At 53.4% G+C, this 24,620-nt stretch carries 30 protein-coding genes and 1 other annotated feature; of the genes, 28 read left to right on the top strand and 2 right to left on the bottom strand.

Annotated elements, in window-relative coordinates; translation table 11 throughout:
* Nucleotides 1-9: 9 nt before the first annotated feature.
* Genes QOS10_RS05070 through trmB form a run of 3 tightly spaced genes read left to right on the top strand, consistent with a single transcriptional unit; the run spans nt 10 to nt 2,602 of the window.
* Complete coding sequence (locus tag QOS10_RS05070) at nt 10-747, top strand: ABC transporter ATP-binding protein (RefSeq protein ID WP_283594183.1); 738 nt, start codon at nt 10-12, stop codon at nt 745-747.
* On the top strand, nt 740-1,954 hold the full coding sequence (locus tag QOS10_RS05065; protein WP_283594181.1) for an ABC transporter permease: 1,215 nt from the start codon (nt 740-742) through the stop codon (nt 1,952-1,954). The genes QOS10_RS05070 and QOS10_RS05065 overlap by 8 nt, the downstream gene beginning before the upstream one ends.
* 3 nt (nt 1,955-1,957) lie before the next feature.
* Nucleotides 1,958-2,602 carry a tRNA (guanosine(46)-N7)-methyltransferase TrmB gene (gene trmB, locus QOS10_RS05060; protein WP_283594180.1) on the top strand — a complete coding sequence of 215 codons (645 nt, stop codon included), beginning with the start codon at nt 1,958-1,960 and terminating at the stop codon, nt 2,600-2,602.
* 56 nt (nt 2,603-2,658) lie between these two features.
* On the opposite strand, the gene QOS10_RS05055 is transcribed toward trmB, so the two are convergent.
* Nucleotides 2,659-2,994: a hypothetical protein gene (locus tag QOS10_RS05055; RefSeq protein ID WP_283594178.1), complete on the bottom strand. Its 336-nt coding sequence runs from the start codon at nt 2,992-2,994 to the stop codon at nt 2,659-2,661.
* A 171-nt stretch (nt 2,995-3,165) separates the two neighbouring features.
* Between QOS10_RS05055 and QOS10_RS05050 the strand changes: the two genes are divergently transcribed.
* The 4 genes from QOS10_RS05050 to QOS10_RS05035 all read left to right on the top strand — a co-directional run bounded on the left by QOS10_RS05050 (nt 3,166) and on the right by QOS10_RS05035 (nt 6,444).
* Nucleotides 3,166-3,486 (top strand): thioredoxin family protein, encoded by a 321-nt coding sequence (locus QOS10_RS05050; RefSeq protein ID WP_283594177.1) that lies wholly within the window; start codon nt 3,166-3,168, stop codon nt 3,484-3,486.
* 68 nt (nt 3,487-3,554) lie between these two features.
* The gene (gene ytpR, locus QOS10_RS05045; protein WP_283594176.1) at nt 3,555-4,202 is read left to right on the top strand and encodes a YtpR family tRNA-binding protein; all 648 of its coding nucleotides are present in this window, start codon (nt 3,555-3,557) and stop codon (nt 4,200-4,202) included.
* A gap of 124 nt (nt 4,203-4,326) precedes the next feature.
* Nucleotides 4,327-5,634, top strand: a complete 1,308-nt coding sequence (murC, locus tag QOS10_RS05040; protein ID WP_283594174.1) for a UDP-N-acetylmuramate--L-alanine ligase — start codon at nt 4,327-4,329, stop codon at nt 5,632-5,634.
* A 96-nt stretch (nt 5,635-5,730) separates the two neighbouring features.
* Nucleotides 5,731-6,444: a Bax inhibitor-1/YccA family protein gene (locus tag QOS10_RS05035; RefSeq protein ID WP_283594173.1), complete on the top strand. Its 714-nt coding sequence runs from the start codon at nt 5,731-5,733 to the stop codon at nt 6,442-6,444.
* Nucleotides 6,445-6,558: 114 nt separating this feature from the next.
* On the opposite strand, the gene QOS10_RS05030 is transcribed toward QOS10_RS05035, so the two are convergent.
* A complete protein-coding gene (locus QOS10_RS05030) occupies nt 6,559-7,161 on the bottom strand; it encodes a YoaK family protein (RefSeq protein ID WP_283594172.1) in 603 nt (200 codons plus the stop codon).
* Between the two features lie 123 nt (nt 7,162-7,284).
* Here QOS10_RS05030 and polA point away from each other — a divergent pair, with 123 nt between their 5' ends.
* From polA to QOS10_RS04925, 21 genes are all read left to right on the top strand, one after another.
* Nucleotides 7,285-9,951: a DNA polymerase I gene (gene polA / locus QOS10_RS05025; protein ID WP_283594170.1), complete on the top strand. Its 2,667-nt coding sequence runs from the start codon at nt 7,285-7,287 to the stop codon at nt 9,949-9,951.
* A gap of 14 nt (nt 9,952-9,965) precedes the next feature.
* Nucleotides 9,966-10,805 (top strand): DNA-formamidopyrimidine glycosylase, encoded by an 840-nt coding sequence (gene mutM, locus QOS10_RS05020; protein WP_283594169.1) that lies wholly within the window; start codon nt 9,966-9,968, stop codon nt 10,803-10,805.
* A complete protein-coding gene (coaE, locus tag QOS10_RS05015) occupies nt 10,802-11,404 on the top strand; it encodes a dephospho-CoA kinase (protein WP_283594168.1) in 603 nt (200 codons plus the stop codon). The genes mutM and coaE overlap by 4 nt, the downstream gene beginning before the upstream one ends.
* Before the next feature lie 37 nt (nt 11,405-11,441).
* A complete protein-coding gene (gene nrdR, locus QOS10_RS05010) occupies nt 11,442-11,909 on the top strand; it encodes a transcriptional regulator NrdR (protein ID WP_283594167.1) in 468 nt (155 codons plus the stop codon).
* Between the two features lie 11 nt (nt 11,910-11,920).
* Complete coding sequence (locus QOS10_RS05005; protein WP_283594166.1) at nt 11,921-13,285, top strand: replication initiation and membrane attachment family protein; 1,365 nt, start codon at nt 11,921-11,923, stop codon at nt 13,283-13,285.
* A 5-nt stretch (nt 13,286-13,290) separates the two neighbouring features.
* On the top strand, nt 13,291-14,229 hold the full coding sequence (gene dnaI, locus QOS10_RS05000; protein WP_283594165.1) for a primosomal protein DnaI: 939 nt from the start codon (nt 13,291-13,293) through the stop codon (nt 14,227-14,229).
* A 45-nt stretch (nt 14,230-14,274) separates the two neighbouring features.
* Nucleotides 14,275-14,408 (top strand) — a sequence feature (ribosomal protein L20 leader region).
* A 43-nt stretch (nt 14,409-14,451) separates the two neighbouring features.
* A complete protein-coding gene (infC, locus tag QOS10_RS04995) occupies nt 14,452-14,964 on the top strand; it encodes a translation initiation factor IF-3 (RefSeq protein ID WP_265890890.1) in 513 nt (170 codons plus the stop codon).
* 22 nt (nt 14,965-14,986) lie between these two features.
* Complete coding sequence (gene rpmI / locus QOS10_RS04990) at nt 14,987-15,184, top strand: 50S ribosomal protein L35 (protein ID WP_003715352.1); 198 nt, start codon at nt 14,987-14,989, stop codon at nt 15,182-15,184.
* Between the two features lie 44 nt (nt 15,185-15,228).
* Nucleotides 15,229-15,582 carry a 50S ribosomal protein L20 gene (rplT, locus tag QOS10_RS04985; protein WP_283594163.1) on the top strand — a complete coding sequence of 118 codons (354 nt, stop codon included), beginning with the start codon at nt 15,229-15,231 and terminating at the stop codon, nt 15,580-15,582.
* A 130-nt stretch (nt 15,583-15,712) separates the two neighbouring features.
* A complete protein-coding gene (locus QOS10_RS04980) occupies nt 15,713-16,243 on the top strand; it encodes a YqeG family HAD IIIA-type phosphatase (RefSeq protein ID WP_283594161.1) in 531 nt (176 codons plus the stop codon).
* Complete coding sequence (gene yqeH, locus QOS10_RS04975; RefSeq protein WP_283594158.1) at nt 16,240-17,358, top strand: ribosome biogenesis GTPase YqeH; 1,119 nt, start codon at nt 16,240-16,242, stop codon at nt 17,356-17,358. Before QOS10_RS04980 ends, yqeH begins: the two co-directional genes overlap by 4 nt.
* A gap of 16 nt (nt 17,359-17,374) precedes the next feature.
* The gene (gene yhbY, locus QOS10_RS04970; RefSeq protein ID WP_283594157.1) at nt 17,375-17,686 is read left to right on the top strand and encodes a ribosome assembly RNA-binding protein YhbY; all 312 of its coding nucleotides are present in this window, start codon (nt 17,375-17,377) and stop codon (nt 17,684-17,686) included.
* A gap of 12 nt (nt 17,687-17,698) precedes the next feature.
* Nucleotides 17,699-18,343, top strand: a complete 645-nt coding sequence (locus tag QOS10_RS04965; RefSeq protein ID WP_283594156.1) for a nicotinate-nucleotide adenylyltransferase — start codon at nt 17,699-17,701, stop codon at nt 18,341-18,343.
* Nucleotides 18,336-18,953 (top strand): bis(5'-nucleosyl)-tetraphosphatase (symmetrical) YqeK, encoded by a 618-nt coding sequence (gene yqeK / locus QOS10_RS04960; RefSeq protein ID WP_283594155.1) that lies wholly within the window; start codon nt 18,336-18,338, stop codon nt 18,951-18,953. Before QOS10_RS04965 ends, yqeK begins: the two co-directional genes overlap by 8 nt.
* A complete protein-coding gene (gene rsfS / locus QOS10_RS04955) occupies nt 18,954-19,310 on the top strand; it encodes a ribosome silencing factor (protein WP_283594154.1) in 357 nt (118 codons plus the stop codon). It abuts the gene before it with no gap.
* Nucleotides 19,310-20,050, top strand: coding sequence for a class I SAM-dependent DNA methyltransferase (locus QOS10_RS04950; RefSeq protein ID WP_283594153.1), 741 nt, complete (start codon nt 19,310-19,312; stop codon nt 20,048-20,050). Before rsfS ends, QOS10_RS04950 begins: the two co-directional genes overlap by 1 nt.
* A gap of 9 nt (nt 20,051-20,059) precedes the next feature.
* A complete protein-coding gene (locus tag QOS10_RS04945; RefSeq protein WP_283594152.1) occupies nt 20,060-21,193 on the top strand; it encodes a nucleotidyltransferase in 1,134 nt (377 codons plus the stop codon).
* Between the two features lie 88 nt (nt 21,194-21,281).
* Nucleotides 21,282-21,836 carry a DUF177 domain-containing protein gene (locus tag QOS10_RS04940; RefSeq protein WP_283594150.1) on the top strand — a complete coding sequence of 185 codons (555 nt, stop codon included), beginning with the start codon at nt 21,282-21,284 and terminating at the stop codon, nt 21,834-21,836.
* Between the two features lie 52 nt (nt 21,837-21,888).
* A complete protein-coding gene (gene rpmF / locus QOS10_RS04935) occupies nt 21,889-22,068 on the top strand; it encodes a 50S ribosomal protein L32 (RefSeq protein ID WP_283594149.1) in 180 nt (59 codons plus the stop codon).
* 213 nt (nt 22,069-22,281) lie between these two features.
* Nucleotides 22,282-22,968, top strand: a complete 687-nt coding sequence (locus QOS10_RS04930; protein ID WP_283594147.1) for a response regulator transcription factor — start codon at nt 22,282-22,284, stop codon at nt 22,966-22,968.
* Between the two features lie 15 nt (nt 22,969-22,983).
* Nucleotides 22,984-24,450, top strand: coding sequence for a HAMP domain-containing sensor histidine kinase (locus QOS10_RS04925; protein ID WP_283594146.1), 1,467 nt, complete (start codon nt 22,984-22,986; stop codon nt 24,448-24,450).
* Nucleotides 24,451-24,620: the final 170 nt, after the last annotated feature.

Below are 24,620 nucleotides of genomic sequence, written 5' to 3'. Positions count from 1 at the left end.
GTGCGCTAAATGGCACTTGAGATTAAAAACCTTGTCGGGGGCTATTCACAGCTCCCCGTGTTAAAGGACGTCAGCCTTGATGTCCAATCCGGCGAATTAGTCGGCCTGATTGGGCTGAACGGGGCAGGCAAGTCAACGACAATCAACCATGTGATTGGCATTCTGCGCCCCTTCTCTGGCACGATTATCCTGAATGGGCTCAATATCCAGGAGGAACCGGAGAAATATAAACGTCAGATCGCCTATGTTCCAGAGACCCCGATTCTCTATGACGAATTAACGCTGCGTGAACACTTGGAACTGACGATGGACGCGTACGGACTAGATCATAACCAGGCCTGGACGCGGGCTCACCAGCTGCTTAAGACCTTCCGCCTTGATAACAAGCTCGACTGGTTCCCGGCCAACTTCTCCAAGGGGATGAAGCAGAAGGTAATGATCTGCTGTGCCTTCATGACGGACGCCAAGCTGCTGATCGTCGACGAGCCATTCTATGGTTTGGACCCGCTGGCGGTGCATGATCTGCTGGACCTCATCGAAAAGAAGAAGGAGGCCGGGGCGGCAGTCCTGATGTCGACCCACGTCCTGGATACTGCCCAGCGTTACTGTGACCGCTTTGTCCTGCTAGCCGACGGGAAGGTCCGGGCGCGCGGGACCCTGGATGAGCTGCGCAAGCTGGGCGACCGGCCAGACGAGTCGTTGGACGAGATTTATCTCCATTTAGCAAGGGATGGTCAGCATGAATAATCTGTTTAGTAAGCGCCGCCAGCGTCACTTCATGCTCCTGCTAAAGTATTGGCGGCTGGTGTTTAATGACCACTTTGTCATCGCCCTCTTCTTCCTGTTCGGTGCCCTGGCGTATGGGTATTCCCAGTGGCTTCCCCAGCTCGGGCCGCACCTCTGGTGGAGTCGGTGGCTGCTGGTGATCTGGTTCACCGTTCTGGCCCAGCTCGGCCGCCTGGCAACCTTAGTGGAGCGGCCGGATCCGGTCTTCCTCTTGCCCCAGGTCAGTCATATGCAGCATTACCTGCGTCAGGCCGGCCGGTACAGTCTTATCTTGGGTGAACTGATGACATTGGCAGCGGCCTTCGTTGCGTTGCCGTTTGCACTGATGACGGAGAAAATGACAACCGTCGGAATCATGGCGGTCTTCCTGACGGCGGTCATGGTCAAGGCCAGCTGGCTTCAACTGGCCCAGGGGATGATCAGCCAGCAGTGGGTTCGCTATCGGCGGTGGCTGCGGCTGGCCCAATGGGGGATTCCGCTGGTCGTTGCCCTGGTCACCTGGCTTGGGGCACCAGTTGCGGGGGTGGTTCTGGCCCTTGTTGTCCTGGCATTTACCAGCTACTTATTCAGTCCGGCCAAGCTGATTATCGATTGGCGGGCAGCGGTGAAGACGGAGGATGACCGGATGTACAGTGTCTACCGTTTCTTCAACCTCTTCACCGATGTGCCTAAGGTCCAGGGGAATGTCAAACGCCGGACCTGGGCGAATGGCTTGATTCGCCTGCTGACGGTATCCGGCCACCCCTGGTCCTACCTGTACGTTCGCGGCCTGATCCGGAACACCGATATCAGTGGAATCGTCATTCGGCTGACCCTACTGGCGATGGTGGTGGTCTTCTTAGTGCCGATCGCCTGGCTCAATTCTGCCCTGGCAGTGTTGTTCATCTACCTGATCGCCACCCAGCTGATGCCGTTGTTTGACCAGTTCGATGGGAATGTCTTCACCCACCTTTATCCGGTAAGCTTTAAAGAGCGGCGGGCGGACTTCCAGAGCCTTTTGGTTAAGGTGACGACCCTCGTGGCCCTGCTGATTGTCCTGGCGAGCCTGGGGATGGGGCTGAACTGGTGGCAATTTGGCCTCAACCTTGTGCTGGCGATTGTTGAAGTATTATTGTTAACCCGGCTGTATTTCCGGGTACGAATCAAGAAATTAAGTGAGGAAAATTAAGTTATGCGTGTTAAACATAAGAAGTGGGCCGATCCGCTGATTGCGGCCCATCCAGAAATGATGGTTACGAATGCGGCTGAATGGAAGGGCAAGTGGCAGCAGCGTTTTGAAAAGCAGCAGCCAATCCACCTGGAAGTCGGCATGGGAAAGGGGCAGTTCATCATTGGCATGGCCAAGGCCCATCCGGAATGCAACTTCATCGGACTGGAGATTCAGCGGACGGTTGCCGCAATTGCTTTGAAGAAGGCCTTGAGCGAGGAGCCGCTGCCCAACCTGCAGCTGATCTGTGGGGACGGGGAAGACCTCGACACCTTCTTCGAACCCCGCGAAATCGACCGGATGTACCTGAACTTCTCCGATCCGTGGCCGAAGAAACGGCATGCCAAGCGGCGGCTGACCTACAAGACCTTCCTGGCCAACTACCAGGATATCCTGAAGGACCAGGGCGCCATCGAATTGAAGACCGATAACATGGGCTTCTTTGAGTTTTCCCTGCAGAGCATGAACAACTACGGGATGCACTTTGATGGCGTCTGGCTCGACCTGCACAATAGCGAGGAAAACGAGCACAATGTCGAAACCGAGTACGAGCAGAAGTTTGCGGCTAAGGGGCAGCCGATCTACAAGTTGACTGCGCATTTTGAATAAAAACAAAATGGCTGACGAGGAAATGCATCCTCATCAGCCATTCTTTGGTTAGCAAATTAATCTTCAATTCGTTTGAGCTCCAGCAAACTACCAGTGTAGGCATCGGCCTTAAACTCATAGTTGACCAGCTCATCATCTTCGCGGCGGGTCAAGCCACCCTGGTAGGCACTCGTCTTAACGGCAAAGCGTTGGAACGGTACCGGACGGTGGTCGATCCAGCTTCCGGCAATCTGACCTTCACAGGCAAAATCGTTGCGGACCATCCGCAAGATCCGCCGCGCTGATATTGGCCGATTGCCGAAGAGCTTGCCCGCAATAAAACCGGCAAGCCCGGAAGCACCAAGTGTAAGCGGCACTATCCAGGGGTTAGCTGTATTGTTAGAATCGTTCATATAATTAAATTACTTCTTTCTTGAGTTATTTGGAGATTGGGTAATTTAAGACGACACACTTATTTTACCATATCGGCGCGCCGAAAAACAAATTGCCGGTGTTAGTGCTTATTTTTTGTAAGAACAATTCGGGATGATATAATGAAAAAAACGAGACGGGAGTTGAGATAAATGGAAAAGTTACCGGTAATGCGCGAGGATGAATTGCTGAAGAAGGTAGGGGACGGCCGTTACGTCCTCTTCTTTACCGCCGGCTGGTGTCCGGACTGCCAGGCGATCAAGCCGGCCATGCCCGCCATTGAGCAGGATTTCAGCAATTACCACTTCTACCAGGTCGACCGCGATGAGAATATTGACCTGGCCGCGGATCTTAATATCTTTGGGATCCCGAGCTTTGTTGCCTACCAGGATGGCAAGGAAATCGGTCGTTTTGTCAGCAAGGACCGGAAAACCAAGCAACAAGTGGAAGATTTTTTGCGCAATTTGAAGTAAAATAAAATGACAGTACAGGATCATCCGCAATTGGATGGTTTCAAATTCAAATTGGAAAGGAACATTTGATGTTAATTTCAAGTTACAACCCAAACGAAATGGGTGATATCCTGGTTGTCATCACGGCACCCGACGACGGCGGCGACCAGACGACCAAGGTTAATGATGACATTGCCCAAATTACCAATGACAAGGGTCAGCTGCTGGGCTACAACTTTTTAGCAGCCAGCTCCATCCTGCCGGAATTAAAGGATGAGAACGGTCAGGTCTTCTTGAGTGAGGACCAGGTGACCAAATTGAACCAAAAACTGACGGCGGCGGGCTTTGATCAAAAGCTGACAGCCGACCTGACACCGAAATTTGTTGTCGGCTATGTTGAGAAGCTCGAAGACCACCCGAAGTCCGACCACCTGAAGATTACCCAGACTCGGATCGGTGATGACCAGACCGTCCAGATCGCCTGCGGCTCACCAAACGTCAAGGAAGGGATCAAGGTTGTCGTTGCCCGGCCTGGTGCCATGATGCCAGACGGCAAGATTATCTGGCCCGGGGCCCTGATGGGGGTTGAAAGTGACGGAATGCTGTGCGGCTTCCGTGAACTGCGGTTGAAGAACGCTCCTGACAAGAAGGGCCTGTGGATCATTCCCGATGACTGGCAAGCAGTTGGGGAAGCGGTTGATTTTGCTAAGGCTAACACCTTCTTCCCGGCAAAATAGTTAATTCTTTGTGAAAGCTATTGCCAAAATACTAGAATGCTATATTATTTATTGAGGGACCAGACAAACTGGTCCCTCAATGACTTTTAAATAACTGCATGAAAGCTGAAAGGAAACTGGATTGATGGAAAAGCAAACATACTATTTTGTTGGAATCAAGGGAACCGGGATGGCATCACTGGCCCGGATCCTGCATGACAAGGGGAACATGGTGCTGGGTTCCGATATCGAAAAGGAAACTTTTACCCAGGGGCCGCTGCTGAAAGCGGGCATTAAGATTCTCCCCTTTGACCCGGACAACATCAAGCCGGGGATGATGATCATCCAGGGGAACGCCTTTGACGATGACCATCCTGAAATTAAGCGGGCCCACGAGCTCGGCTTGAAGATCATGTCTTACCCAGAGGCAGTTGAAAATGAGGTGGCCAACCACACCAGCATCGGAATTGCCGGGGCTCACGGTAAGACGAGTACGACGGCACTTTTGGCCCACGTCTTGGATGCCGTGGAACCAACCAGCTACCTGATTGGTGACGGGGTCGGCAAAGGGAACGCCAAGGACCGTTTCTTCGTCTTTGAGGCCGACGAATACCGCGACCACTTCCTGGCTTACCACCCAGACTACGCCATCATGACCAACATCGACTTTGACCACCCGGACTACTTTAAGGACATTGACGATGTTCGCCAATCCTTTGAAACGTATGGTCGCCAGGTCAAGAAGGCCATCTTTGCCTGGGGGGACGACGAAAACCTCCACAAGCTCAACGTTGATGTGCCGATTTACTATTACGGAACTGGCGAAAACGACGACTTCCGGGCGGAAAATATCCAACGGACCCCAGCCGGGTCAACCTACGATGCCTACTTCCGTGACCAGAAGCTGGGCACCTTCACCATCCACCTCTATGGTGAACACAGTGTCTTGAACAGTCTGGCGGTATTGGCAGTAGCCTACATGGAACACGTTGACATGGCGGACATCAAGAAAGAACTGGCTAATTTCACCGGGGTTAAGCGGCGTTTCAGCGAGACGGACGTCGCCGATGATAAGATGATCGACGACTATGCTCACCACCCAAGTGAAATCAAGGCCACAATTGACGCTGCCCGGCAGAAGTACCCTGACAAGCAGATTGTGGCGGTCTTCCAGCCACACACTTACTCACGACTGTCAGCTTACATCGACGGCTTTGCCAGCTCCCTCAGCCGGGCCGACAAGGTTTACGTTACCCCAATCTTTGGTTCCATCCGGGAAAACAAGGGGAACATCTCCAGTGCCGACCTTGAGGCTAAGATTCCGGGTAGTGAAGGTATCGACATGGACACGATGGACAAGCTGGCCCAGTACCACAATGCCGTTCTGATCTTCATGGGTGCCGGTGACATCGAGAAGTACGAAGATAAGTATAAAGAAATTCTTAATAAGTAGGATTGCTGAATGAAAATGGTAGTGATAGCTACCATTTTTATGTTATTTTAAAAGTGTTTATTTTTTCATAATTAAATAAGAAAGAGGGATTATCTGATGGATAACTTTTCTGGTGATTCCGGCCGCCGGATCGTCACCGATTCGGCGGGCGTGAACCGGTTTTTGACCCGGATGTACGGGAACATGACCCTGGCTGTCCTGGTATCCGCCCTGAGCGCCTACCTGACAATGACGGTCTTTCGTGTTCAGGTGATGAGCTTCTTTGGGGCCCACCCGGCAATGGTCTGGATTGTTCTTTTGCTGCCAATCGCGCTTTCAATGGGGGTCAGCTTTAGTGCGACCCGGAATCCAGCTGGTGGGTTCGTCATGCTGATGCTGATCTCGATCATCTACGGGGTTGAATTTGCCCTGATTGCCGGGGTCTACACTGGTACTGATATTGCGGCGGCCTTTGTTTCATCCGCTGCGGTCTTTGCCACGATGGCCATCTACGGGACGGTAACGAAGCGCGATTTGAGCCGGTTCGGTGCCCACGCCATGGCGGCCCTGGTGGCCCTGATGATCGCCTGGATCATTAACATGTTCTTACACAGTCCGGCAATCACCTACATCTTCTCCTTCATTGCGGTCATTATCTTTGTTGTTCTGACGGCTTGGGATGCCCAGAAGATGAAGCAGATTTACATGAACTACAGTGATCAAAACACCATGACGGGGCTGGCAATCGTGGGGGCCTTACAGCTCTACCTTGACTTCGTCAACCTCTTCATCTCATTCCTGCAGATCTTCGGAATGAGCAATCGGGACTAAAAATAAAAGCCAAACTAGGGAAATGCCTAGCTTGGCTTTTTAATTTTGGCCTTCACGCGACCACTTCTGAATGTAGTAGGTGACATTGACGATGAGAATCACCAGGCCCGCGATTCAGATGGTCCGCATTCTCATGAGGGGCTGGAGCTGGGCGGAAACGATCGCCCACAGGGTAAAACTGACGACGATCAGGCTGTAATCGATGGCAGCCTGGCGCTGGCTTTGGTCGTGGTGGAAGCAGTACTCGCTCCAGGCCACGACCGATTTCTTGATGTTGCCGCTGGTGAAGACGTTGCTGTAGCCAAACCCCTCAATCTTGGCAAAAGCGGCATTCTGCATGGCCAGACCAAACGATAGTGCCGGGACACTGATGTAGGTTGGAAAGCTGGCAGGCAGTCCCCCGACGATCATCCCAATGATCAGGATGGGGATCAGGCAGAAGACCTGCCAGTAGTGGTCGATGTGAGCGTGGAAGATGCTGACAATGGCCAGGCCGACAATGTAGGCGATCAGGGAGGCCAGCCGGTCAAACACGCCGAAGAAATTATGGCTGGCCAGGGCGGCACTTAAAAAGACGATGTTCCCAGTCTGAGCAGCTGCCAGGGTATGGTTGAACTGAATATAAGTGAAGGCATCGGTGAAGCCGCCGCAAAAGGTTAGCGCAATGGCGAAGAAGCGGGCCTCGGCCAGGTGGCGTTGGTCGAATATGTTATGCATAATGAATCATCTCTTAAACAGTAGTCAGTCTCCATTATATTCCCGGAAAGACCGATCAGGAAGGTAACCTCAGCTGCTAATCTTTGGTACAATTGTTTTTAGAAACAGAAGGGCGGGAATTAAATGACAAAGCAATTACTATTGATTGATGGTAACAGTATCGTTTTCCGGGCATTTTTTGCCATGCATAGTCAGATTGACAAGTTTACCAATAAGGATGGCCTGCACACGGCGGCCATCTACGGCTTCAAACTAATGCTGGACCATGTACTGGCCAACTTCCACCCGGATGCGGCTCTGGTGGCCTTTGATGCGGGCAAGGTGACTTTCCGGACCAAGATGTACAGTGATTATAAGGGTGGCCGGAACAAGACCCCTGAAGAGCTGACCGAGCAGCTTCCTTACGTGCGCCAGCTGGTCAAGGCTTCCGGCTTGCACAGCTATGAGCTGGCCAACTATGAGGCCGACGACATCATCGGTACCCTGGCCAAGGAGGCTGATGATGCTGGTTACGAGACCCTGATCGTGACGGGGGACCGGGACCTGACCCAGCTAGCCAGCGATCACACTACGGTGGCGGTAACTCATAAGGGAGTTACGGAAACCGAGCATTACACCCCGGCCCACGTCGAAGAGAAGCTGGGAATCACCCCCCGGCAGATTATTGACATGAAGGCGCTGATGGGGGACAGCTCGGATAACTACCCGGGCGTTACCAAGATCGGCGAGAAGACGGCCCTGCGGCTGGTCAAACAGTTTGGCTCGGTTGAGGGCATTTATGACCATATTGACGACCTCAAAAAGAGCAAGATGAAGGAACACCTGGTGGAAGAGGAGAAGATCGCCCGCGAGTGCAAGACGCTGGCAACGATCCTGCAAGACGCCCCGATCAAGGTCGGCTTGAAAGACATCACCTACCAGGGCGAGCAGACTGAAGAACTGGTTGACTTCTACCAGCAGATGGACTTCAAGTCCTTCCTGGCGAAGATGAACGTCTCCCCGGAGGATAGTGATGAACCGGCAGTGGCGCCGATTACGTATGAAGAATTAACTGCTGGCCGGCTTGCTGACCAGGTAGCTAAACTGCAGGGCTCAGTCAGCTTCTACCTTGAGATGCCCGAGGCCAACTACCACCTGTCGCCGTTTGCCGGCTTCGTGATCGGGGATGGTCAGCACTGGCTGGTCAGCCGCGATGTCGAATTACTGAAGCAAGAACCACTGAAGAAACTTCTGGAAGACCCGGCGGTAGAGAAGAACGTCTTCAACGCCAAGAGGCAGATTGTGGGTCTCCACCGGCTGGGGATCGACCTGGCTGGAGTCGACTTTGACCTTCTGCTGGCTTCATATTTGCTGAACACCAACGATAACAGCAATGACCTGGGTAAGGTTGCCGGCGAGCACGACTACCATAACGTCCAGACAGATGAAGAGGTTTACGGCAAGGGTGTCAAGCGGGCAGTTCCAGAAGATGATGACGTCTTCTTTACCCACCTTGCCAACAAGGCACGGGCAATTATGGAGCTGCGCCAGCCCCTCTACGACCAGCTCAAGGAGAACCAGCAGATGCCGCTCTACACTGACATCGAGCTGCCGCTGACCCGGGTCCTGGCCAAGATGGAGATGACCGGGGTCCGCGTGGATGCCCAGACACTGAAGAACATGGGCAGCAAGCTTCAAGAACGGCTGGCCGAGATTGAGAGTGAGATCTATTCACAGGCCGGCGAGGAGTTCAACATCAACTCCACCAAGCAGCTCGGCCATATCCTCTTTGAGAAGCTGAAGCTGCCGGTCATCAAGAAGACCAAGACCGGCTACTCTACGGCGGTCGATGTCCTAGAGAAACTGGCGGACCGGTCACCGATCGTTGCTGAGATTCTGGAATACCGGCAGATCGCTAAGCTGCAATCAACTTACATCTTGGGTCTTCTGAAAGTGATCCACTCCAGTGACCAGAAGATTCACACCCGGTACCTGCAGACCTTGACGCAGACTGGGCGCCTGTCTTCGGTTGATCCTAACCTGCAGAACATCCCGGTTCGGCTGCCCGAGGGCCGGCAGATTCGGCGGGCATTTGTGCCGAGTCACGATGGCTGGCAGATCTTCTCCTCCGACTATTCACAAGTTGAATTGCGGGTGCTGGCCCACATCACGGGTGATAAGAACCTCCAGGAGGACTTCAAAAACGGCGAAGATATTCACGCCAGCACGGCCCGGCGGATCTTCCATCTGCCGGCCGACGCCCCGATTGATCGGAACATGCGGCGGCGGGCCAAGGCGGTCAACTTCGGGATCGTCTACGGAATCAGTGACTACGGTCTGGCCCAGCGGATTCACGTCAGTCGGGCGCAGGCGCATGAATTTATCCAGAACTACTTCCATGAGTTCCCAGGGGTGGAAAAGTACATCCGCGACACCATTGCCTACGCCAAGGAACATGGCTACGTGGAGACCATCACCCACCGGCGCCGCTACCTGCCGGATATCAACGCCAAGAGCTTCAGCCGGCGGTCGTTTGCGGAACGGACTGCGATGAACACCCCAATCCAGGGGAGTGCCGCTGATATCATCAAGATTGCTATGATCCGGATGCAGCGGGAATTGGAGGACCGTCACCTCCAGGCCAAGATGCTTCTTCAGATCCATGACGAACTGGTCTTTGAGGCGCCGAAGGAAGAAATCCCGGTATTGCAAAAGCTGGTTCCCCAAGTGATGGACTCAGCGGTTAAGCTGGACGTTCCACTGAAGGTGGACAGCAAGTTTGGCGATACCTGGTACGATCTTAAAAAGTAAGGAAGTCATTAAAGTTGCCAGAATTACCAGAAGTTGAAACCGTCCGGCGGGGTCTATTGAAGATTGCCAAGGGACGCAGGATTAACACAATTGATGTTTACTATGGCAAGACGATTACCAACGATGTTGAGGAGTTCCGTCAGGCCCTGATCGGTCAGACGATTGAGGATATTGACCGGCGCGGCAAGTACCTTCTCTTTCGGTTCAGCAACAACCTGACGATGGTTTCGCACTTGCGGATGGAGGGCCAGTACTTCAGCCAGCCCATCGGCGGACCGATTGACAAGCATACCCACGTTGTCTTCCAATTTACGGACGGGACGGAGCTCTGCTACCACGATACCCGGAAGTTTGGCCGGATGACCCTGGTTCGAACCGGGGATGAGATGCAGGTTGGCGGTCTCAAGACGATTGGTCCGGAACCGACCCCGGAGACCTTTAAGCTGGATTTCTTTAGGGACGAACTCAAGAAGAGCCGGGGGAAGATCAAGCCTTTCCTCCTCAACCAGCGGCACGTGGCGGGACTTGGCAACATCTATGCCGATGAGGTCCTGTGGATGAGCCGGATCAACCCGGAGCAACCAGCCAACTCGCTGACTGACCAGCAGATCAAGAACCTTCATGCCAACATCATCAAGGAACTAGCCCAGGCCATCAAGTACAAGGGGACCACGGTTCATACCTTTGCCAATGCCTTCGGTGACGCCGGGGGCTTCCAGGAACGGCTCAACGCCTACGGACATGGCGGGGATAGGTGCCCGCGTTGTGGAACCAAGATGGTTAAGATCAAGGTTGCTCAGCGCGGAACCACCTATTGTCCGCACTGCCAGCCGCTGCGGGAGGACCTGCCATGACGAAGATAATCGGTCTGACCGGCGGAATCGCCAGCGGCAAGTCCACCGTCAGTAACTTGTTGCGACAGGCGGGGATCCCGATTGTCGATGCCGACCAGGTTACCCGTCAGGTGCAGCGGCCCGGCTCTTCGGCCTTGGATAAGCTGGCGGCCGCGTTTGGCAACCAAGTCATCCAGCCGGATGGAAGTCTCGACCGTGCTCAGCTGGGCCGCCGGGTTTTCGCCGACACGGCGGCACGACAAGAGCTCAACCAGATCATGCAGCCCCTGATTTGGGATGCGATCTGGCAGGCAGTGGAAACTTTCAAGAAGCAGGGGGTGCCCAACGTTATTCTGGATGTGCCTCTCTTATATGAGCAGCACTACGATGAGGACTGTGACTTAGTGGTAGTGGTGACGGTCAGTCCAGAGCCCGAGCTGAGACGGCTGATGGCGCGTAACCACTATTCGGTAGCGGAAGCCCGGGCTCGGATTGCTGCCCAGATGCCGTTGAAGGAGAAGGCGGCGCGGGCCGACGTGGTGATTAACAACGACGGCAGCCCGGCACAAACCCGGCAGCAGGTGGCACAATTGGTTGAACACCTGCAGAGCACGCGGTAAAATAAAGTACTACCTATGTTAAAAGGAGGGGAACGCTTTGCGATGCCCACATTGTCATAAGAATGGTTCGCGGGTGGTCGACAGCCGCCCCAGCGAAGACAGTACCTTCATTCGGCGCCGGCGTGAATGCGTCCACTGCGGTTTTCGCTTCACCACTTTTGAACGCTACGAGGAGACGCCGCTGCTCGTCATCAAAAAGGACGGTACCCGTCAAGAGTTCAGCCGGCAAAAGATCCTCAATGGGATTGTCCGGTCGGCGGAGAAACGGCCGGTGAGCATGGAGCGCTTGACCAAGCTGACGGATAAGGTGGAGAAGCAGGTGCGCGGTCTCGGCGAAAATGAGGTTTCTAGCCAAATCATCGGCAAGTTTGTGATGAATGAACTGAAGAACGTCGACGAGATTGCCTACATCCGCTTTGCCAGTGTCTACCGGCAATTTAAGGACGTGGATGCCTTCATGAGTGAGCTTGAGACGATGGTCAAGGATGAGCATAAAAAGAAGTAGGGGGTTAGATCGTGACAACGCGGCCAAACTTTGATCCACAGGCGGGGTACCTGGTTACCGCCGCGGCCGACTTTATCAACTTTAACGATCAAGTCTTTACTGATTATTACCAGCCGGTTTTAGGACCGGTGGCCTTCAGCCTCTTCTATGCGCTGCGCAGCCAGCTGCTTGATCACCCGACCCTAGCCGATCGTCGGCTGCAGTCAGCTCTGCTGGTGCAGGTGAATGCTGGCCAGAGCCAGGTGAGCGAGGGCCTGCGCCGCCTGGAGGGGATGGGCATCGTTCAGACGTATTTTCAGCACGACGCTCAGGGGGACCTGTACGTCTATGAGCTTCAGGCGACCCTTTCCCCGGAGCGCTTTATTAATGACAACCTGCTGAGTGTGCTTCTATTAGAGGCAATCGGTGAACAGGTTTTTTCCCGCTTGGCTAAAGGCGCTCATCGCTATCAGCTGGTTGCCGACCGCACACAGCTGAAAAACGTCAGCCACCGCTTCTTGGATGCCTATCAAATCGATCAGCACGAATTGGTTCACGTTCCTGAAGTCATTAAACAGGCCCAAACGACTGCTGCGGTAACAGAAAAGCATTCGCTGGTGGCGGACAGCAGTGACTTCGATTGGGCCACACTGCTGACCCTCCTCAAGAGCCAGCCGGTGGTCAAGGAAGACCTCGCTGATCATCGTGAGTTAATTGAAGTGGAACACCAGCTGTATGGGATTGATGAACCGACTATGGCCCGTCTGATCAGGGGAGCACTTGACCTAGCCACCAATCATTTTGACGCGCGGAAATTTAAGCGGCAGGTGGCGGCCCAGTATAAGCAGCCAGCGTCTGTGCCGGAATCCGCCAATCCCAAGCAAAAAGAGGTCGTTGACGATAAGCAATTAACTGCCAAGGACCGCCAATTGTTGAAGAGCACTAACAACTACGCGCCAGTGGCCTTTCTCCAGGCCCTCAAGGAGCAGACGGGCGGTTATGTAACCGCCGGGGAACGCAACGTCTTGACTCGGCTGGTCCAGGATGGCAAGCTTCCATCGTCGGTCATCAACGTCCTCGTCTGGTACGTCATTGCAGATCTGGGCAACGCTACGCTGAAGGGCAACTTTGTCGATGCCATTGCCAACGACTGGCTGCGGGCTGGTGTTCATGATGGTGCTGGAGCGTTACTTCAGCTCAAGAAGTTTAACCAAGAAAAACAGCAGCCGGGGACGACAAAACGGTTCAGCACTAAGCGCAACCGCCAGCGGATGGAAATTCGCGAAACAATGCCTGACTGGAGCAAACAGGATCAGGTAACCCGGACCAAAAAGGCTTCGGCAGCGGCTCTCGCCAAGGCCCGGGCCCGGCAGCGCAGCAATCGTAAGGGAAGGTGATTGGTTTGGAACCACTAAATAAGACAATTCAAAAGATGATGCAGGGGCGCAACGTTGCGGCCAGCATGGATCAGGTGATGAAGCAGGTCTACCAGGATCCCGAAGTGCGCGCTTTCCTGACCAGCAACCGTGACCGCCTTACGAAAGAGAATATTCGGCGGGGCCGTTCGAAGCTGTACGAGTTTTATCATGAAAAGCAGCTGATCAAGGCGGGCAAGGCCACTGTGGCTCCCGGCTACTCCCCGCAGCTGCAGCTGGTGGCCGGCCAGATTGATGTGACCTACGTACCGACCCAGCAGCTGATTGAACGCCGGCAGCAGGAACACTTGCGCCACCTGGTCAACTCGATCAACATGCCGAAGTTTATCCGCCGGGCCACGATGGATGACTATTACCTCGATGACCAGAACGGGACGGCCGGCCGGGTGATGGCTTACAATGCCGCTAACGACTTCATCGACCACTATCAGGCTGACCACTTCCGGCCGGGCCTGTACCTGACGGGGAGCTTCGGCGTCGGCAAGACCTACCTGCTGGCGGCAACCGCCAATGAACTGGCTAAGCACGATGTGGCCACCACGCTGGTCCACTTCCCGAGTTTTGCCGTCGAGATGAAGAACTCGATCCGCAACAACGAGGCCGGCGCAAAAATCGACGCGGTTAAGAAGGTCCCGGTATTGATGCTCGATGACATCGGTGCGGATGCCATGTCGACCTGGGTGCGGGATGACGTTCTTGGGGTGATCCTGGAGTACCGGATGCAAGAGGAGCTGCCGACCTTCTTCAGTTCCAATTTCTCGATGGACCAGCTCGAAAAGCAGCACCTTGCAATCAATAACCAGGGGGTTGTGGAGCCGGTCAAGGCCGCCCGGATCATGGAGCGGATCAAGTTCCTCTCCAGAGAGATCGAAATGAATGGTGAAAATCTCCGAAAAAAGGGATAAGTGCTTGACATTTGTCGGTTAATTTTGTAGTCTAGTAAACGTTGAAAGAAAAAGCAGAAGCACCCGCTTCTCGCCTGGGCGATAAGGATCGTCGGGCTGACGAGATGAAATTGAGCAGACGAACGAGGTCTGTTCCTATTTAGCGGGGTGCATCTGGTACCCCGCTTTTTTTGCTTGATCTTTCGCTAATAAAATTGGAGGTGCGTTGCCATAGCACAAGATATGATTGTCAATAACGGTATTCGTGCACGGGAAGTGCGGCTGATTGATCAAAACGGTGAACAGCTTGGGATCAAGTCAAAGCGTGAAGCACTTCAATTGGCAGAAGATGCCAACCTTGATTTGGTGTTAGTTGCACCAAAGGCACGGCCAGCTGTTGCCCGCATTATGGATTACGGTAAGTACCGTTTCGAGATGCAAAAGAAAGAGCGTGAAGCTCGTAAGAAACAAAAGACAGTAACCGTTAAGGAAATTCGTTTGAGCCCATCAATCGACACGAACGACTTCAATGTTAAGTTGAAGCGGGTTCGCAAATTCATCGAAAAGGGTGACAAGGTTCGGGTTTCGTTACGTTTCCGTGGCCGTGCAATCACGCACAAGGATATCGGTCGTGACATGATTGAACGGATGGCTGAAGAAACTTCAGACATTGCTACTGTTGTCCAACGTCCAAAGATGGAGGGACGGAGCATCTTCCTGACGCTCGCCCCAGCTGCTGATAAAGCGAAAAATTAATTTAAGAAGGTAGGAATAAGTTATGCCAAAGATGAAGACTAACCGCGCTGCTGCAAAGCGTTTCAAGCGTACTGCTAATGGTGGATTCAAGAGTGGTAACTCATTTACCAGTCACCGTTTCCACGGTAAGACCAAGAAGCAACGTCGTCAATTACGTGGCTTGAGCATGATGGACAAGTCCAACGTAAAGCGTTACAAGAAGTTACTGCCATTCAAGTAAACTTCAATCATTCAAATAATACATATACGTAGGAGGATTTCAACATGCGAGTTAAAGGTGGAACTGTTACGCGCGCACGTCGTAAGCGCATTATGAAGTTGGCAAAGGGTTACCGTGGTTCAAAGCACCGTCTTTTCAAGACTGCTAAGGACCAAGTAATGAAGAGTTACGTTTACGCTTTCCGTGATCGGAAGGTCAACAAGCGTAAGTTCCGTGAACTCTGGATTGCCCGGATCAACGCTGCTGCGCGGATCAACAACATTAGCTACAGCAAGCTGATGCACGGTCTGAAGCTGGCTAACATTGACATCAACCGGAAGATGTTAGCTGACTTGGCTGTCAACGACCCAAAGGCATTCACTGCCATCGTTGAAGAAGCCAAGAAGGCCCTCAACTAAGACTTAAATTGAGCCACCCATCCCTTTATACCGATGGGTGGCTTTTTTAATCGAATGGGTTGTCAGATCAATTGAAACCCGTCTGAACAATCGTTATAATTAATCTAATACTGCATTACGAGGTGCAATCTTGTTAGAAAAATTTAAGCCGACCTGGATGGTGAAGAATATCTACCAGGTCTCACCACAAGAATTACGTGCTAAGGGCATTCGCGCCGTGTTCAGCGACCTGGATAATACCCTGATTGCCTGGAATAACCCTGATGGGACTCCCGAATTGCGGCGGTGGATAGACGAGCTTCATGCGGCTGGGATCCCGCTGATCGTGATCTCAAATAACAGTAAGCAACGGGTCGCCAAGGCAACGGCCAGTTTAGACCTGCCCTTTATTTCCCGGGCCCTGAAGCCCCTGAGCTTTGGGATTACCCGGGCCCGGCGAAAACTGGGCCTGAAAAAGCATGAGGTAGTAATGGTCGGTGACCAATTGATGACTGACGTGGCGGCGGCCAACCAGGCGGGGGTCTATAGTATCCTGGTTAAGCCGCTGATCGACACCGACAAGTGGGTTACCTGGCCGAACCGCTTCATGGATAACCTAGTTGAAGAGAAATTAGCGAAGAAGTATCCAAAATTGAAATGGCAGGAGGGATTGACTAAATGAGCGAACAAGACGAAGAACTGCGGTGCATCGGGTGCGGGGCGGTCATCCAATCGACGGACCCAGATGCCCCCGGCTACACGCCTAAGTCGGCGGTTGAAAAGGGGCTGGCGAACAACGAACTGTACTGCCAGCGCTGCTTCCGCCTGCGGCACTACAACGAAATTGCACCGGTCTCGCTTTCCGATGATGACTTTTTGAAGTTGCTGAGCCAGATCGGCCAGGCCAAGGCCCTGATCGTCTATGTCGTCGATATCTTTGATTTCAACGGCAGCCTGATTCCGGGCCTCCACCGTTTTGTCGGTGACAATCCGGTCCTGCTGGTCGGCAATAAGGAAGACCTCCTGCCGCATTCACTGCGCCGGTCCAAACTGCGGGATTGGATTCGTCAGCAGGCCAACATTGCGGGGCTGCGACCAATCGATACGGTGCTGGTTTCTGCTAAGAAGAACCACCAGATCGACGAGCTCCTGGACACGATCGAAAAGTACCGGGGGGACCGAGATGTCTACGTGGTTGGGGTTACCAATGTCGGCAAGTCGACCCTGATCAACCAGATCATCAAGCTGCGGACCGGGGTTAAGGACTTGATCACGACCTCCCGCTTTCCGGGAACGACCCTGGATGAGATTGAGATTCCATTGGATGACGGTCACCGGCTGGTCGATACACCGGGGATCATCCATCCCCACCAGATGGCCCATGTGCTGTCACCAAAGGCCCTGAAGCTGGTGGCCCCGCAGAAAGAAATCAAGCCGCGGACCTACCAGTTAAATCCCGACCAGACCCTCTTTTTGGGCGGGATCGCCCGTTTCGATTACCTGAAGGGGGACCGGGCCGGTCTGGTGGCCTACTTTGACAACAACCTGACGATCCACCGGACCAAATTGGCGAATGCGGATCGCTTCTACGAGAAACATGTTGGGGAACTGCTGACACCGCCAACCAAGGACGAGTTGGATAGCTTCCCGCCACTGGAGCGTGAGGAATTTCGGGTTCACGAGAAGAGCGACATTGTCTTTGAAGGCCTGGGCTGGATTACCGTTCCGGCGGGAACAACCGTTGCGGCCTGGGTTCCCAAAGGCGTGGCGGCATTGATCCGCCGCGCGATGATTTAACGAAGTGAGGTTTAACATGCAATTACGAGGAAAACAAAAACGTTTTTTACGGGCGCAGGCCAACCACCTGCAACCGATCTTTGCCGTTGGTAAGGAAGGCCTGACCAAGCAATGGCTGGCTCAACTGGATGGGGCCCTCGACCGGCGGGAGCTGATCAAGGTCAACATTCTGCAAAATGCTGACGTCACCACGGCAGAGCTGAAGGATTTCATTGAGCAGCACACCGACATTCAGGTGGTGCAATCAATTGGCCGGGTCTTGGTCCTGTTTAAGGTATCGGCTAACAAGGACCTGCGAGAGTTATCCGACCGGGTCGCACGGATTTAAGGGAGTGTAATTATGCAGCGTTGTCGAGTATTTGCCAATCCGCGACCGCGGGTGCAACCGGAGACAGTTTCGGCCGGGCGCCGGCACCGGGTCGGCATCTATGGCGGGACCTTTAACCCGATCCACAATGCGCATCTCCTGGTGGCCGACCAGGTGGGGCAATCCCTGTCGCTGGAAAAGGTGAAGTTCATGCCGGATGCTACGCCGCCGCATGTCGACAAGAAGACGGCCATCGATGCTGAGTTGCGGCTGGCAATGATCAAACTGGCGATCAAGAACAATCCCCTGTTTGGCATCGAGGAGAGCGAACTGCGCCGGGGCGGAGTCAGCTATACCTATGACACGATGAAGAAGATGATTGAGCAGCACCCGACGACGGATTACTACTTCATCATCGGCGGCGACATGGTGGACTACCTTCCTAAGTGGCACCGCATTGATGAGCTGGTTCGCCTGCCGCGTTTTCACTTTGTGGGGGTTCGGCGGCCAGGAGCTAAGAACGAGGCGGCCTACCCGGTGATCTGGGTGGATGTGCCGCTGGTCAGCTTTAGTTCGACGGATATCAGGCGGCGGGTTGAACAGGGCCTGCCGATCAGGTACATGGTTCCCGACGCCGTGGCCGCATTTATAAAGGAGCATCACTTGTATCATGAATGAAGAAACAATTGAGTATACGCATCACTATATTCCACTGACCCATGACCAGCTAGTTGACCGGCTGCAGGCCGCCTTGAAGCCCAAGCGCTTCCACCATGTCCTGCGGGTTGAACAGACGGCCATGGAACTGGCCAGGCAGAACGGAGTCGATGTCGAAAAGGCCAGCATTGCGGGACTCTGCCATGATTATGCCAAGCAGCGGCCTGACCAAGACTTCATTGATGAGATTCATAAGAAGGGGCTCGATTCGGACCTGTTAAACTACGGTAATGCCACCTGGCACGGTATCGTGGGGGCGGAGCTGATCAAGGACGAGCTCGGCATCTGGGATGAGGACATCCTGAATGCGGTTCGCCACCACACCACGGGGGCAGCCAAGATGACGAAGCTGGAACAGGTGGTCTACATGGCCGACTACATCGAACCAGCCCGTGACTTTGAGGGCGTCGACCAGGCCCGCCAGCTGACGGCCCAAGATCTTGGCGCCGGGGTGGCCTACCAGACCAAGCACACCTTAAATTATTTGATTGAAAACAACAAACCGGTGTACCCGAAGACAATTGAAACCTACAATGCCTGGGTACCGGCTTACGAAGGGAAGATTAACTAGATGGAAAGCAAACAATTATTAGAGATGGTTGTTAGGGCCGCTGATGGTCGGCGGGCCGAAGACATTGTTGCACTGAAGGTTGATGAGATCAGCCCGATGGCGGACTACTTCGTCATCATGACCGGCGGATCCGACCGGCAGGTTCAGGCAATCGCCAACGCCATCATTGAAAAAGCCCATGAGAACCAAGTTAACATTGGCAGCGTTGAAGGTAAAAACCATGCCAAGTGGGTTCTGATTGACCTCGGTGACGTGGTTGTTCACGTCTTCCGGGAAGAGACCCGGAGCTTCTACAACCTGGAGAAACTGTGGTCCGATGCGCCGCTGGTTAACGTGGATGAATGGGTTAAGGACTGATGATCTACCATACCTTTGCCCAACTCTACGACCAGCTCTTTGACGATGAGCTGTACCAAAAGTGGGCAGCCTACACCATGGCCAATGGCGGCCAGGATGCTCAGCAGATTTTGGACCTCGCCGGGGGTGCCGGGCGGCTGGCCGTCCTGCTCGCTAAACAGGACCGTGCAGTGACGGTGGCGGACTTTTCGGCCGACATGTTGAGCCTGGCTAGTCAGCACGCTGCTAATGCGGAGGTGCCGCTGATCCTGGTGGAGGCCGATATGCGCGACCTGACCGCCCTGCCCCAGTACGACCTGGTAACCTGCTTTGCGGACTCCCTCTGTTATCTGGGGAACCTTGATGATGTTGAAACGACCCTCCGACAGGTGTTTACCCACCTCAATGTCGGTGGCCGCTTTCTTTTTGACATGATCACCCCTTACCAAACGGATGTCGTCTACCCGGGCTACATGTATAACTATGAGGATGATGACCACCAGCGGGCCTTCCTCTGGCGCAGCTACCAAGACGACGATGTTGAACACGGGGTGATCCATGACCTGGCCTTCTTTAACCGGCTGGCGGATGGTCAGTATGAGCGAATCGGGGAGACCCACTTTGAACGCAGCTATCCCTTGGAAACCATCACGAAGGCCCTCAAGCGCAGCGGTTTTTCTGATGTCGTGGTGCGGGCGGACTTTGGTGCGGCGGCCCCTGATGAGCAGACCACCCGTTGGTTCTTCAGTTGTCGAAAGTAGGTGACGAGGATGCAGGCAGTTGGTATGGTGGTTGAGTACAATCCGTTTCATAATGGGCACCATTACTTCCTTCGTCAGGCGATGAAACAAACCGGGGCGAATGTCGCGGTCGCGGTAATGAGTGGGAACTTCACCCAGCGCGGGGAGCCCACGATCGTGGATAAGTGGACTCGGGCGCGGGCGGCCCTGGAAAGCGGCGTCGACCTGGTAGTCGAATTGCCAGTCTTTTACGCGGCCCAGCCGGCTCACCGGTTTGCGGCTGGGGCCCTGGCAATTCTGAATGCCCTCCAGGTGCACCGGGTGGCCTTTGGGGCCGAACACCCAGAATGGGATTTTGCGGCCCTGGTGGCGGCAGAACAGCGTTTTAACCAGGCAGAGTTTGACCAGTATAACGCCACCTATGCCACCCAGTTTAACCAGCAGCTGCACGCTCAGACTGGGGTTGAGCTGCGTGATCCTAACGATATTCTGGCCTTTGCCTATACCAAGGCAGTGCTGGCGAATGACTACTCGATCCAGCTGACGCCAGTTCAGCGCCGGGGGAGCGACTATCATGACCAGCAGATTCACGGTCAGATTGCCAGTGCCAGTGCCATCCGCCAGGCCGTTATGGCTGGGGAGGACTTTTCAGCCACGGTACCGCCGGCAATGAAGGCGGCCCTGGATGAGGTAGCGACAGTTCCTAGTTGGAACAGCCTGTACCCGCTTTTACGCAACCAGCTGATTCAAGCCCCTCTCGACTGCCTGGCCCAGACCTACCAGATGGCGGAAGGCCTTGAGCACCGGATGAAGGAGGTTGCTCAGCGGTCACTGCGGTTCGACGATTTCATCCACGGGGTGAAGACGAAGCGCTATACCTATGCCCACTTGTTGCGGATGTGCCTGTACACAACCCTGCAGCTGAGTGAGGATGAGGTTGCGGCCCGAGTTGACCACCCGTATATCCACATCCTCGGCTTCACTGCCCGGGGGCGGGAGTATCTGCACCAGGTTAAAAAGCAGGTTCCGGTGCCGATCTTTACCAAGGTCAGCCAGGGAATGCGCGATGGCTTCTACAACCTTGATTACCGGGCAGGCAAGCTCTATCAGAACTTCACCGTGGTCGAGCAGGATCTGAAACATCCGCCGATAATGATTCGCTAAACGGCTCAGTAGGCTGTCAAGGAAAAAACATTGACAAGTATATGCGGGCCTAGTATAATTGCATACGTTGCATTAGGAGGTTAGTACGATGAAATGGTCGTTAGCTGAGTTACATCGTTATCAAGATGAACCACTTCATATTCAAAGTACTTTTGATCTGAACGCATCATTGACTAAACTATTCCCGGACATTATCTTAGCCGTTGCCCCGGTTAAGGTTGACGGGTATGTATCCTATGACAACGGGGATGCCACCATCAGCGCCCATGTTACGACGACGCTGACGGTACCATCCAGTCGTTCATTGACGCCCGTTCAGTTACCACTTGACTTTGACTTTACGGAGACGTATATTGATGATCGTTCCCACTTCTCCCGATATGAGGATGACGAGGTTGTCTTCTTATTGAAGCGCGGTGAGATGATCGACTTTGATACCGCGTTAGCCGAAAACATCGTCGAGCAGGTACCGTTACGAGTGCTTTCTGCTGATGAGAAGGCTGGCAAGCCTATGCCGAATGGTAAAGGCTGGAGCGTCATCTCAGAAGATGAATATGCCGCCAGCAAGCAGAAAGATAAAAAAGTTGATCCACGTTTCGCGAAACTCCAAAAGTTATTTCCTGATCAGGATGATAAAAAGTAGCGGACGGTTAAAAACCATTTGTGGATAATATTAATCCTAGGAGGTGTCAAACATGGCTGTTCCAGCACGGAAGACTTCAAAGACTAAGAAGCGTATGCGTCGGGGTCACATCAAGTTGAATGTCCCTGGTTTAACTCCTTGCCCAAACTGTGGTGAACTTCGGATGTCCCACATGGTATGCCCTAACTGCGGCTACTACAACGGCAAGCAAGTTGTTAACACTAACAACTAATTTCTAATGATAAAGATCACTCTTTAGGCGCCGGACCTGGGGTGATTTTTTATTTTTAAATTTTTTTAATAATTAGGGACGGTGTTTTTCCTGCGACCGGACTTTTCCCCAATTTAATGGCCAGAACGCTGGGGTTTATTAGAAAATTGTGATAAAATTATTTTGTTTTATTAATATGGTCGTTATTAAATTGATTGTTAGTAGGTGAAATTAATGAGTCGAATCTTGATTATTGAAGACGAAGAGAATTTGGCAAAGTTTGTGGACATGGAGCTGAAGCATGAGGGGTACGACACCGATGTTGAGCTTGATGGCCGGGCCGGACTGGAAGCGGCCTTGAACCAGGATTTTGACGTTATTCTGCTGGACCTGATGCTGCCGGAATTAAATGGGATTGAGGTTGCCCGCCGTGTTCGGGAGGTAAAGGACACGCCGATCATCATCATGACCGCTCGGGACTCAGTGATTGACCGGGTTTCCGGTCTTGACCACGGGGCTGATGATTACATCGTCAAACCGTTTGCCATTGAGGAACTGCTGGCCCGGGTCCGGGCACTGCTGCGGCGGATCAGCATTGAGGATGGCAATAACAAGGAGCACCAGACCACCGTCAACTACAAGGACCTGACGATTGAGAAGGAAAACCGGGTCGTTCGGCGGGGTGATGAGGTGATCAACCTGACCAAGCGGGAGTATGAACTGCTCTTGATCCTGATGGAGAACATCAACGTGGTCATGTCACGGAAGGAATTGCTCTCCAAGGTTTGGGGATACGACTCCAAGGTTGAAACTAACGTGGTCGACGTCTACATCCGTTACCTGCGGAATAAGATCGATCGTCCTGGTGAAAAGAGCTACATTCAGACCGTACGGGGTACTGGATACGTAATTCGTTCGTAAGGTTCGTGGTTAAATATGGAGGAAAAAACAAGCAACCGACGTTTTATTTCCTTAAAGCTTAAGTGGGCCTTCGGGACGGCAGTGGGCTCGCTGATCATTTTCTTTATTGTCGCCATGGCGATGTTTAGCTCGTTTACCCAGAGCCTCTTCAATCAGGAACGGGACCTGCTCAACCAGGGAATGACTAATATTAGCCGTCAATTGGGCCGGATCAACCAACCCCTGACCAAGAAAAACATCAGTAATGTCATCGATCCCGATGATGGTCAAGTAGCGGTGGGAAGCCAATATCAGCGCCCAATCATTCAGGAGCTCAGTGATGGCCACCTGATCGTTAATATCTATGACCGCAACCATCAGCCGATCTTGAGTACCGGGAAGAGCATGACCAAGCCGACCTTTACTAACCAGCGACGGGTGCGGATGATGCGGGGGGCTGCTCACAAGGTGATTGTTGGTCAGCAGCCGATCTATTCTCAGCGTGGTTACCGGCGGATTGGTTATCTCCAAGTAGAAAATAAGCTGAATGTCTACTACCGCAACTACAACCAGTTACGGATCGTTGTGATCCTGGCCATGTGCCTGGTTGTCCTGGCCAGCGGTTTGCTCGGCTACTTCCTATCCCTGCTGTTCCTGCGGCCCCTCGGCGAGATTCATGACACCGTGAAGGTCATCAGCAAGGACCCGACCAAGAATGTCCGGGTTCCCGTTCCCAACCATAATGACGAGCTGGCTGAGCTGACCACGATGTTTAACGAGATGCTGGACCGGATGCAGCGCTACATCGACCAGCAGTCGCAATTCGTCAGCGATGTCAGTCACGAGCTGCGGACGCCGATTGCTATCATCCAGGGACACCTGGACATGCTGGAGCGCTGGGGGAAAGATGATCCGGAAGTTTTGAATGATTCCATCAAGGCTTCGTTGATTGAGACCAAGCGGATGAAGAACCTGGTTCAGGAGATGCTGGATCTCAGCCGGGCTGAACAGGTTGATATCAACTTCCGCAACCAGCGGACCGTGGTCAATGACGTGGTCCACCAGGTCTTTAACAACTTTAAGATGCTTTATCCGGACTTCCACTTCACGCTTGACGATGACCTGGATGAGCCGATCACGGCCAATATCTACCGCGACCACCTGGAGCAGGTCTTAGTCATCCTCTGTGATAACGCCGTCAAGTATTCGACGGAACGCAAGGAAGTCCACATCTCCCTGTCACGGGGGATGAACACGGTGGAGATCGGGATTCAAGACTTTGGTGAAGGAATCCCGGCTACCGATATCGACAAGGTCTTTGACCGTTTCTACCGGGTGGACAAGGCTCGGAGCCGCAAGAAAGGCGGTAATGGCCTGGGACTGTCGATTGCCAAGCGCTTGATCGAAGGTTACCACGGTTCTATCACCCTGGAGAGTTCCCTGGGTGCCGGTTCGCTTTTCCGGATTATCCTGCCGATTGTTGAGGATCCGGAAGCGCTTTAATTATTATGAGAATTCAAAAAGAGTCGCGATACTGATGTGTCGCGGCTTTTTTAGTTAATAGACAATTTGGATTAAAAGCTTCTCATGGACGTTCTTTAATGATGTTTGGCCGGAAATCCCGTGACTTTAGTCATGGGATGGATAGGCCCCTTTAGCGCCCGTTAGGGCGT

It is taken from the genome of Limosilactobacillus galli, from assembly GCF_947381495.1.
GTDB lineage: Bacteria > Bacillota > Bacilli > Lactobacillales > Lactobacillaceae > Limosilactobacillus > Limosilactobacillus galli.
This window is presented reverse-complemented; position numbering and strand designations above follow the sequence as displayed.

Excerpts from the sequence above, each read along its gene's own strand:
- QOS10_RS05070 (WP_283594183.1), top strand. The coding sequence starts at position 10 with ATGGCACTTGAGATTAAAAACCTTGTCGGGGGCTATTCACAGCTCCCC.
- coaE (WP_283594168.1), top strand. The coding sequence starts at position 10,802 with ATGACGAAGATAATCGGTCTGACCGGCGGAATCGCCAGCGGCAAGTCC.
- yqeH (WP_283594158.1), top strand. The coding sequence starts at position 16,240 with ATGAGCGAACAAGACGAAGAACTGCGGTGCATCGGGTGCGGGGCGGTC.
- QOS10_RS05065 (WP_283594181.1), top strand. The coding sequence starts at position 740 with ATGAATAATCTGTTTAGTAAGCGCCGCCAGCGTCACTTCATGCTCCTG.
- yqeK (WP_283594155.1), top strand. The coding sequence starts at position 18,336 with ATGAATGAAGAAACAATTGAGTATACGCATCACTATATTCCACTGACC.
- infC (WP_265890890.1), top strand. The coding sequence starts at position 14,452 with ATGATTGTCAATAACGGTATTCGTGCACGGGAAGTGCGGCTGATTGAT.
- QOS10_RS04965 (WP_283594156.1), top strand. The coding sequence starts at position 17,699 with ATGCAGCGTTGTCGAGTATTTGCCAATCCGCGACCGCGGGTGCAACCG.
- trmB (WP_283594180.1), top strand. The coding sequence starts at position 1,958 with ATGCGTGTTAAACATAAGAAGTGGGCCGATCCGCTGATTGCGGCCCAT.
- QOS10_RS04945 (WP_283594152.1), top strand. The coding sequence starts at position 20,060 with ATGCAGGCAGTTGGTATGGTGGTTGAGTACAATCCGTTTCATAATGGG.
- rplT (WP_283594163.1), top strand. The coding sequence starts at position 15,229 with ATGCGAGTTAAAGGTGGAACTGTTACGCGCGCACGTCGTAAGCGCATT.
- ytpR (WP_283594176.1), top strand. The coding sequence starts at position 3,555 with ATGTTAATTTCAAGTTACAACCCAAACGAAATGGGTGATATCCTGGTT.
- QOS10_RS04930 (WP_283594147.1), top strand. The coding sequence starts at position 22,282 with ATGAGTCGAATCTTGATTATTGAAGACGAAGAGAATTTGGCAAAGTTT.
- rpmF (WP_283594149.1), top strand. The coding sequence starts at position 21,889 with ATGGCTGTTCCAGCACGGAAGACTTCAAAGACTAAGAAGCGTATGCGT.
- QOS10_RS05035 (WP_283594173.1), top strand. The coding sequence starts at position 5,731 with ATGGATAACTTTTCTGGTGATTCCGGCCGCCGGATCGTCACCGATTCG.
- yhbY (WP_283594157.1), top strand. The coding sequence starts at position 17,375 with ATGCAATTACGAGGAAAACAAAAACGTTTTTTACGGGCGCAGGCCAAC.
- QOS10_RS05030 (WP_283594172.1), bottom strand. The coding sequence starts at position 7,161 with ATGCATAACATATTCGACCAACGCCACCTGGCCGAGGCCCGCTTCTTC.
- QOS10_RS05050 (WP_283594177.1), top strand. The coding sequence starts at position 3,166 with ATGGAAAAGTTACCGGTAATGCGCGAGGATGAATTGCTGAAGAAGGTA.
- murC (WP_283594174.1), top strand. The coding sequence starts at position 4,327 with ATGGAAAAGCAAACATACTATTTTGTTGGAATCAAGGGAACCGGGATG.
- QOS10_RS04950 (WP_283594153.1), top strand. The coding sequence starts at position 19,310 with ATGATCTACCATACCTTTGCCCAACTCTACGACCAGCTCTTTGACGAT.
- QOS10_RS05055 (WP_283594178.1), bottom strand. The coding sequence starts at position 2,994 with ATGAACGATTCTAACAATACAGCTAACCCCTGGATAGTGCCGCTTACA.
- rpmI (WP_003715352.1), top strand. The coding sequence starts at position 14,987 with ATGCCAAAGATGAAGACTAACCGCGCTGCTGCAAAGCGTTTCAAGCGT.
- rsfS (WP_283594154.1), top strand. The coding sequence starts at position 18,954 with ATGGAAAGCAAACAATTATTAGAGATGGTTGTTAGGGCCGCTGATGGT.
- QOS10_RS04940 (WP_283594150.1), top strand. The coding sequence starts at position 21,282 with ATGAAATGGTCGTTAGCTGAGTTACATCGTTATCAAGATGAACCACTT.
- polA (WP_283594170.1), top strand. The coding sequence starts at position 7,285 with ATGACAAAGCAATTACTATTGATTGATGGTAACAGTATCGTTTTCCGG.
- QOS10_RS04925 (WP_283594146.1), top strand. The coding sequence starts at position 22,984 with ATGGAGGAAAAAACAAGCAACCGACGTTTTATTTCCTTAAAGCTTAAG.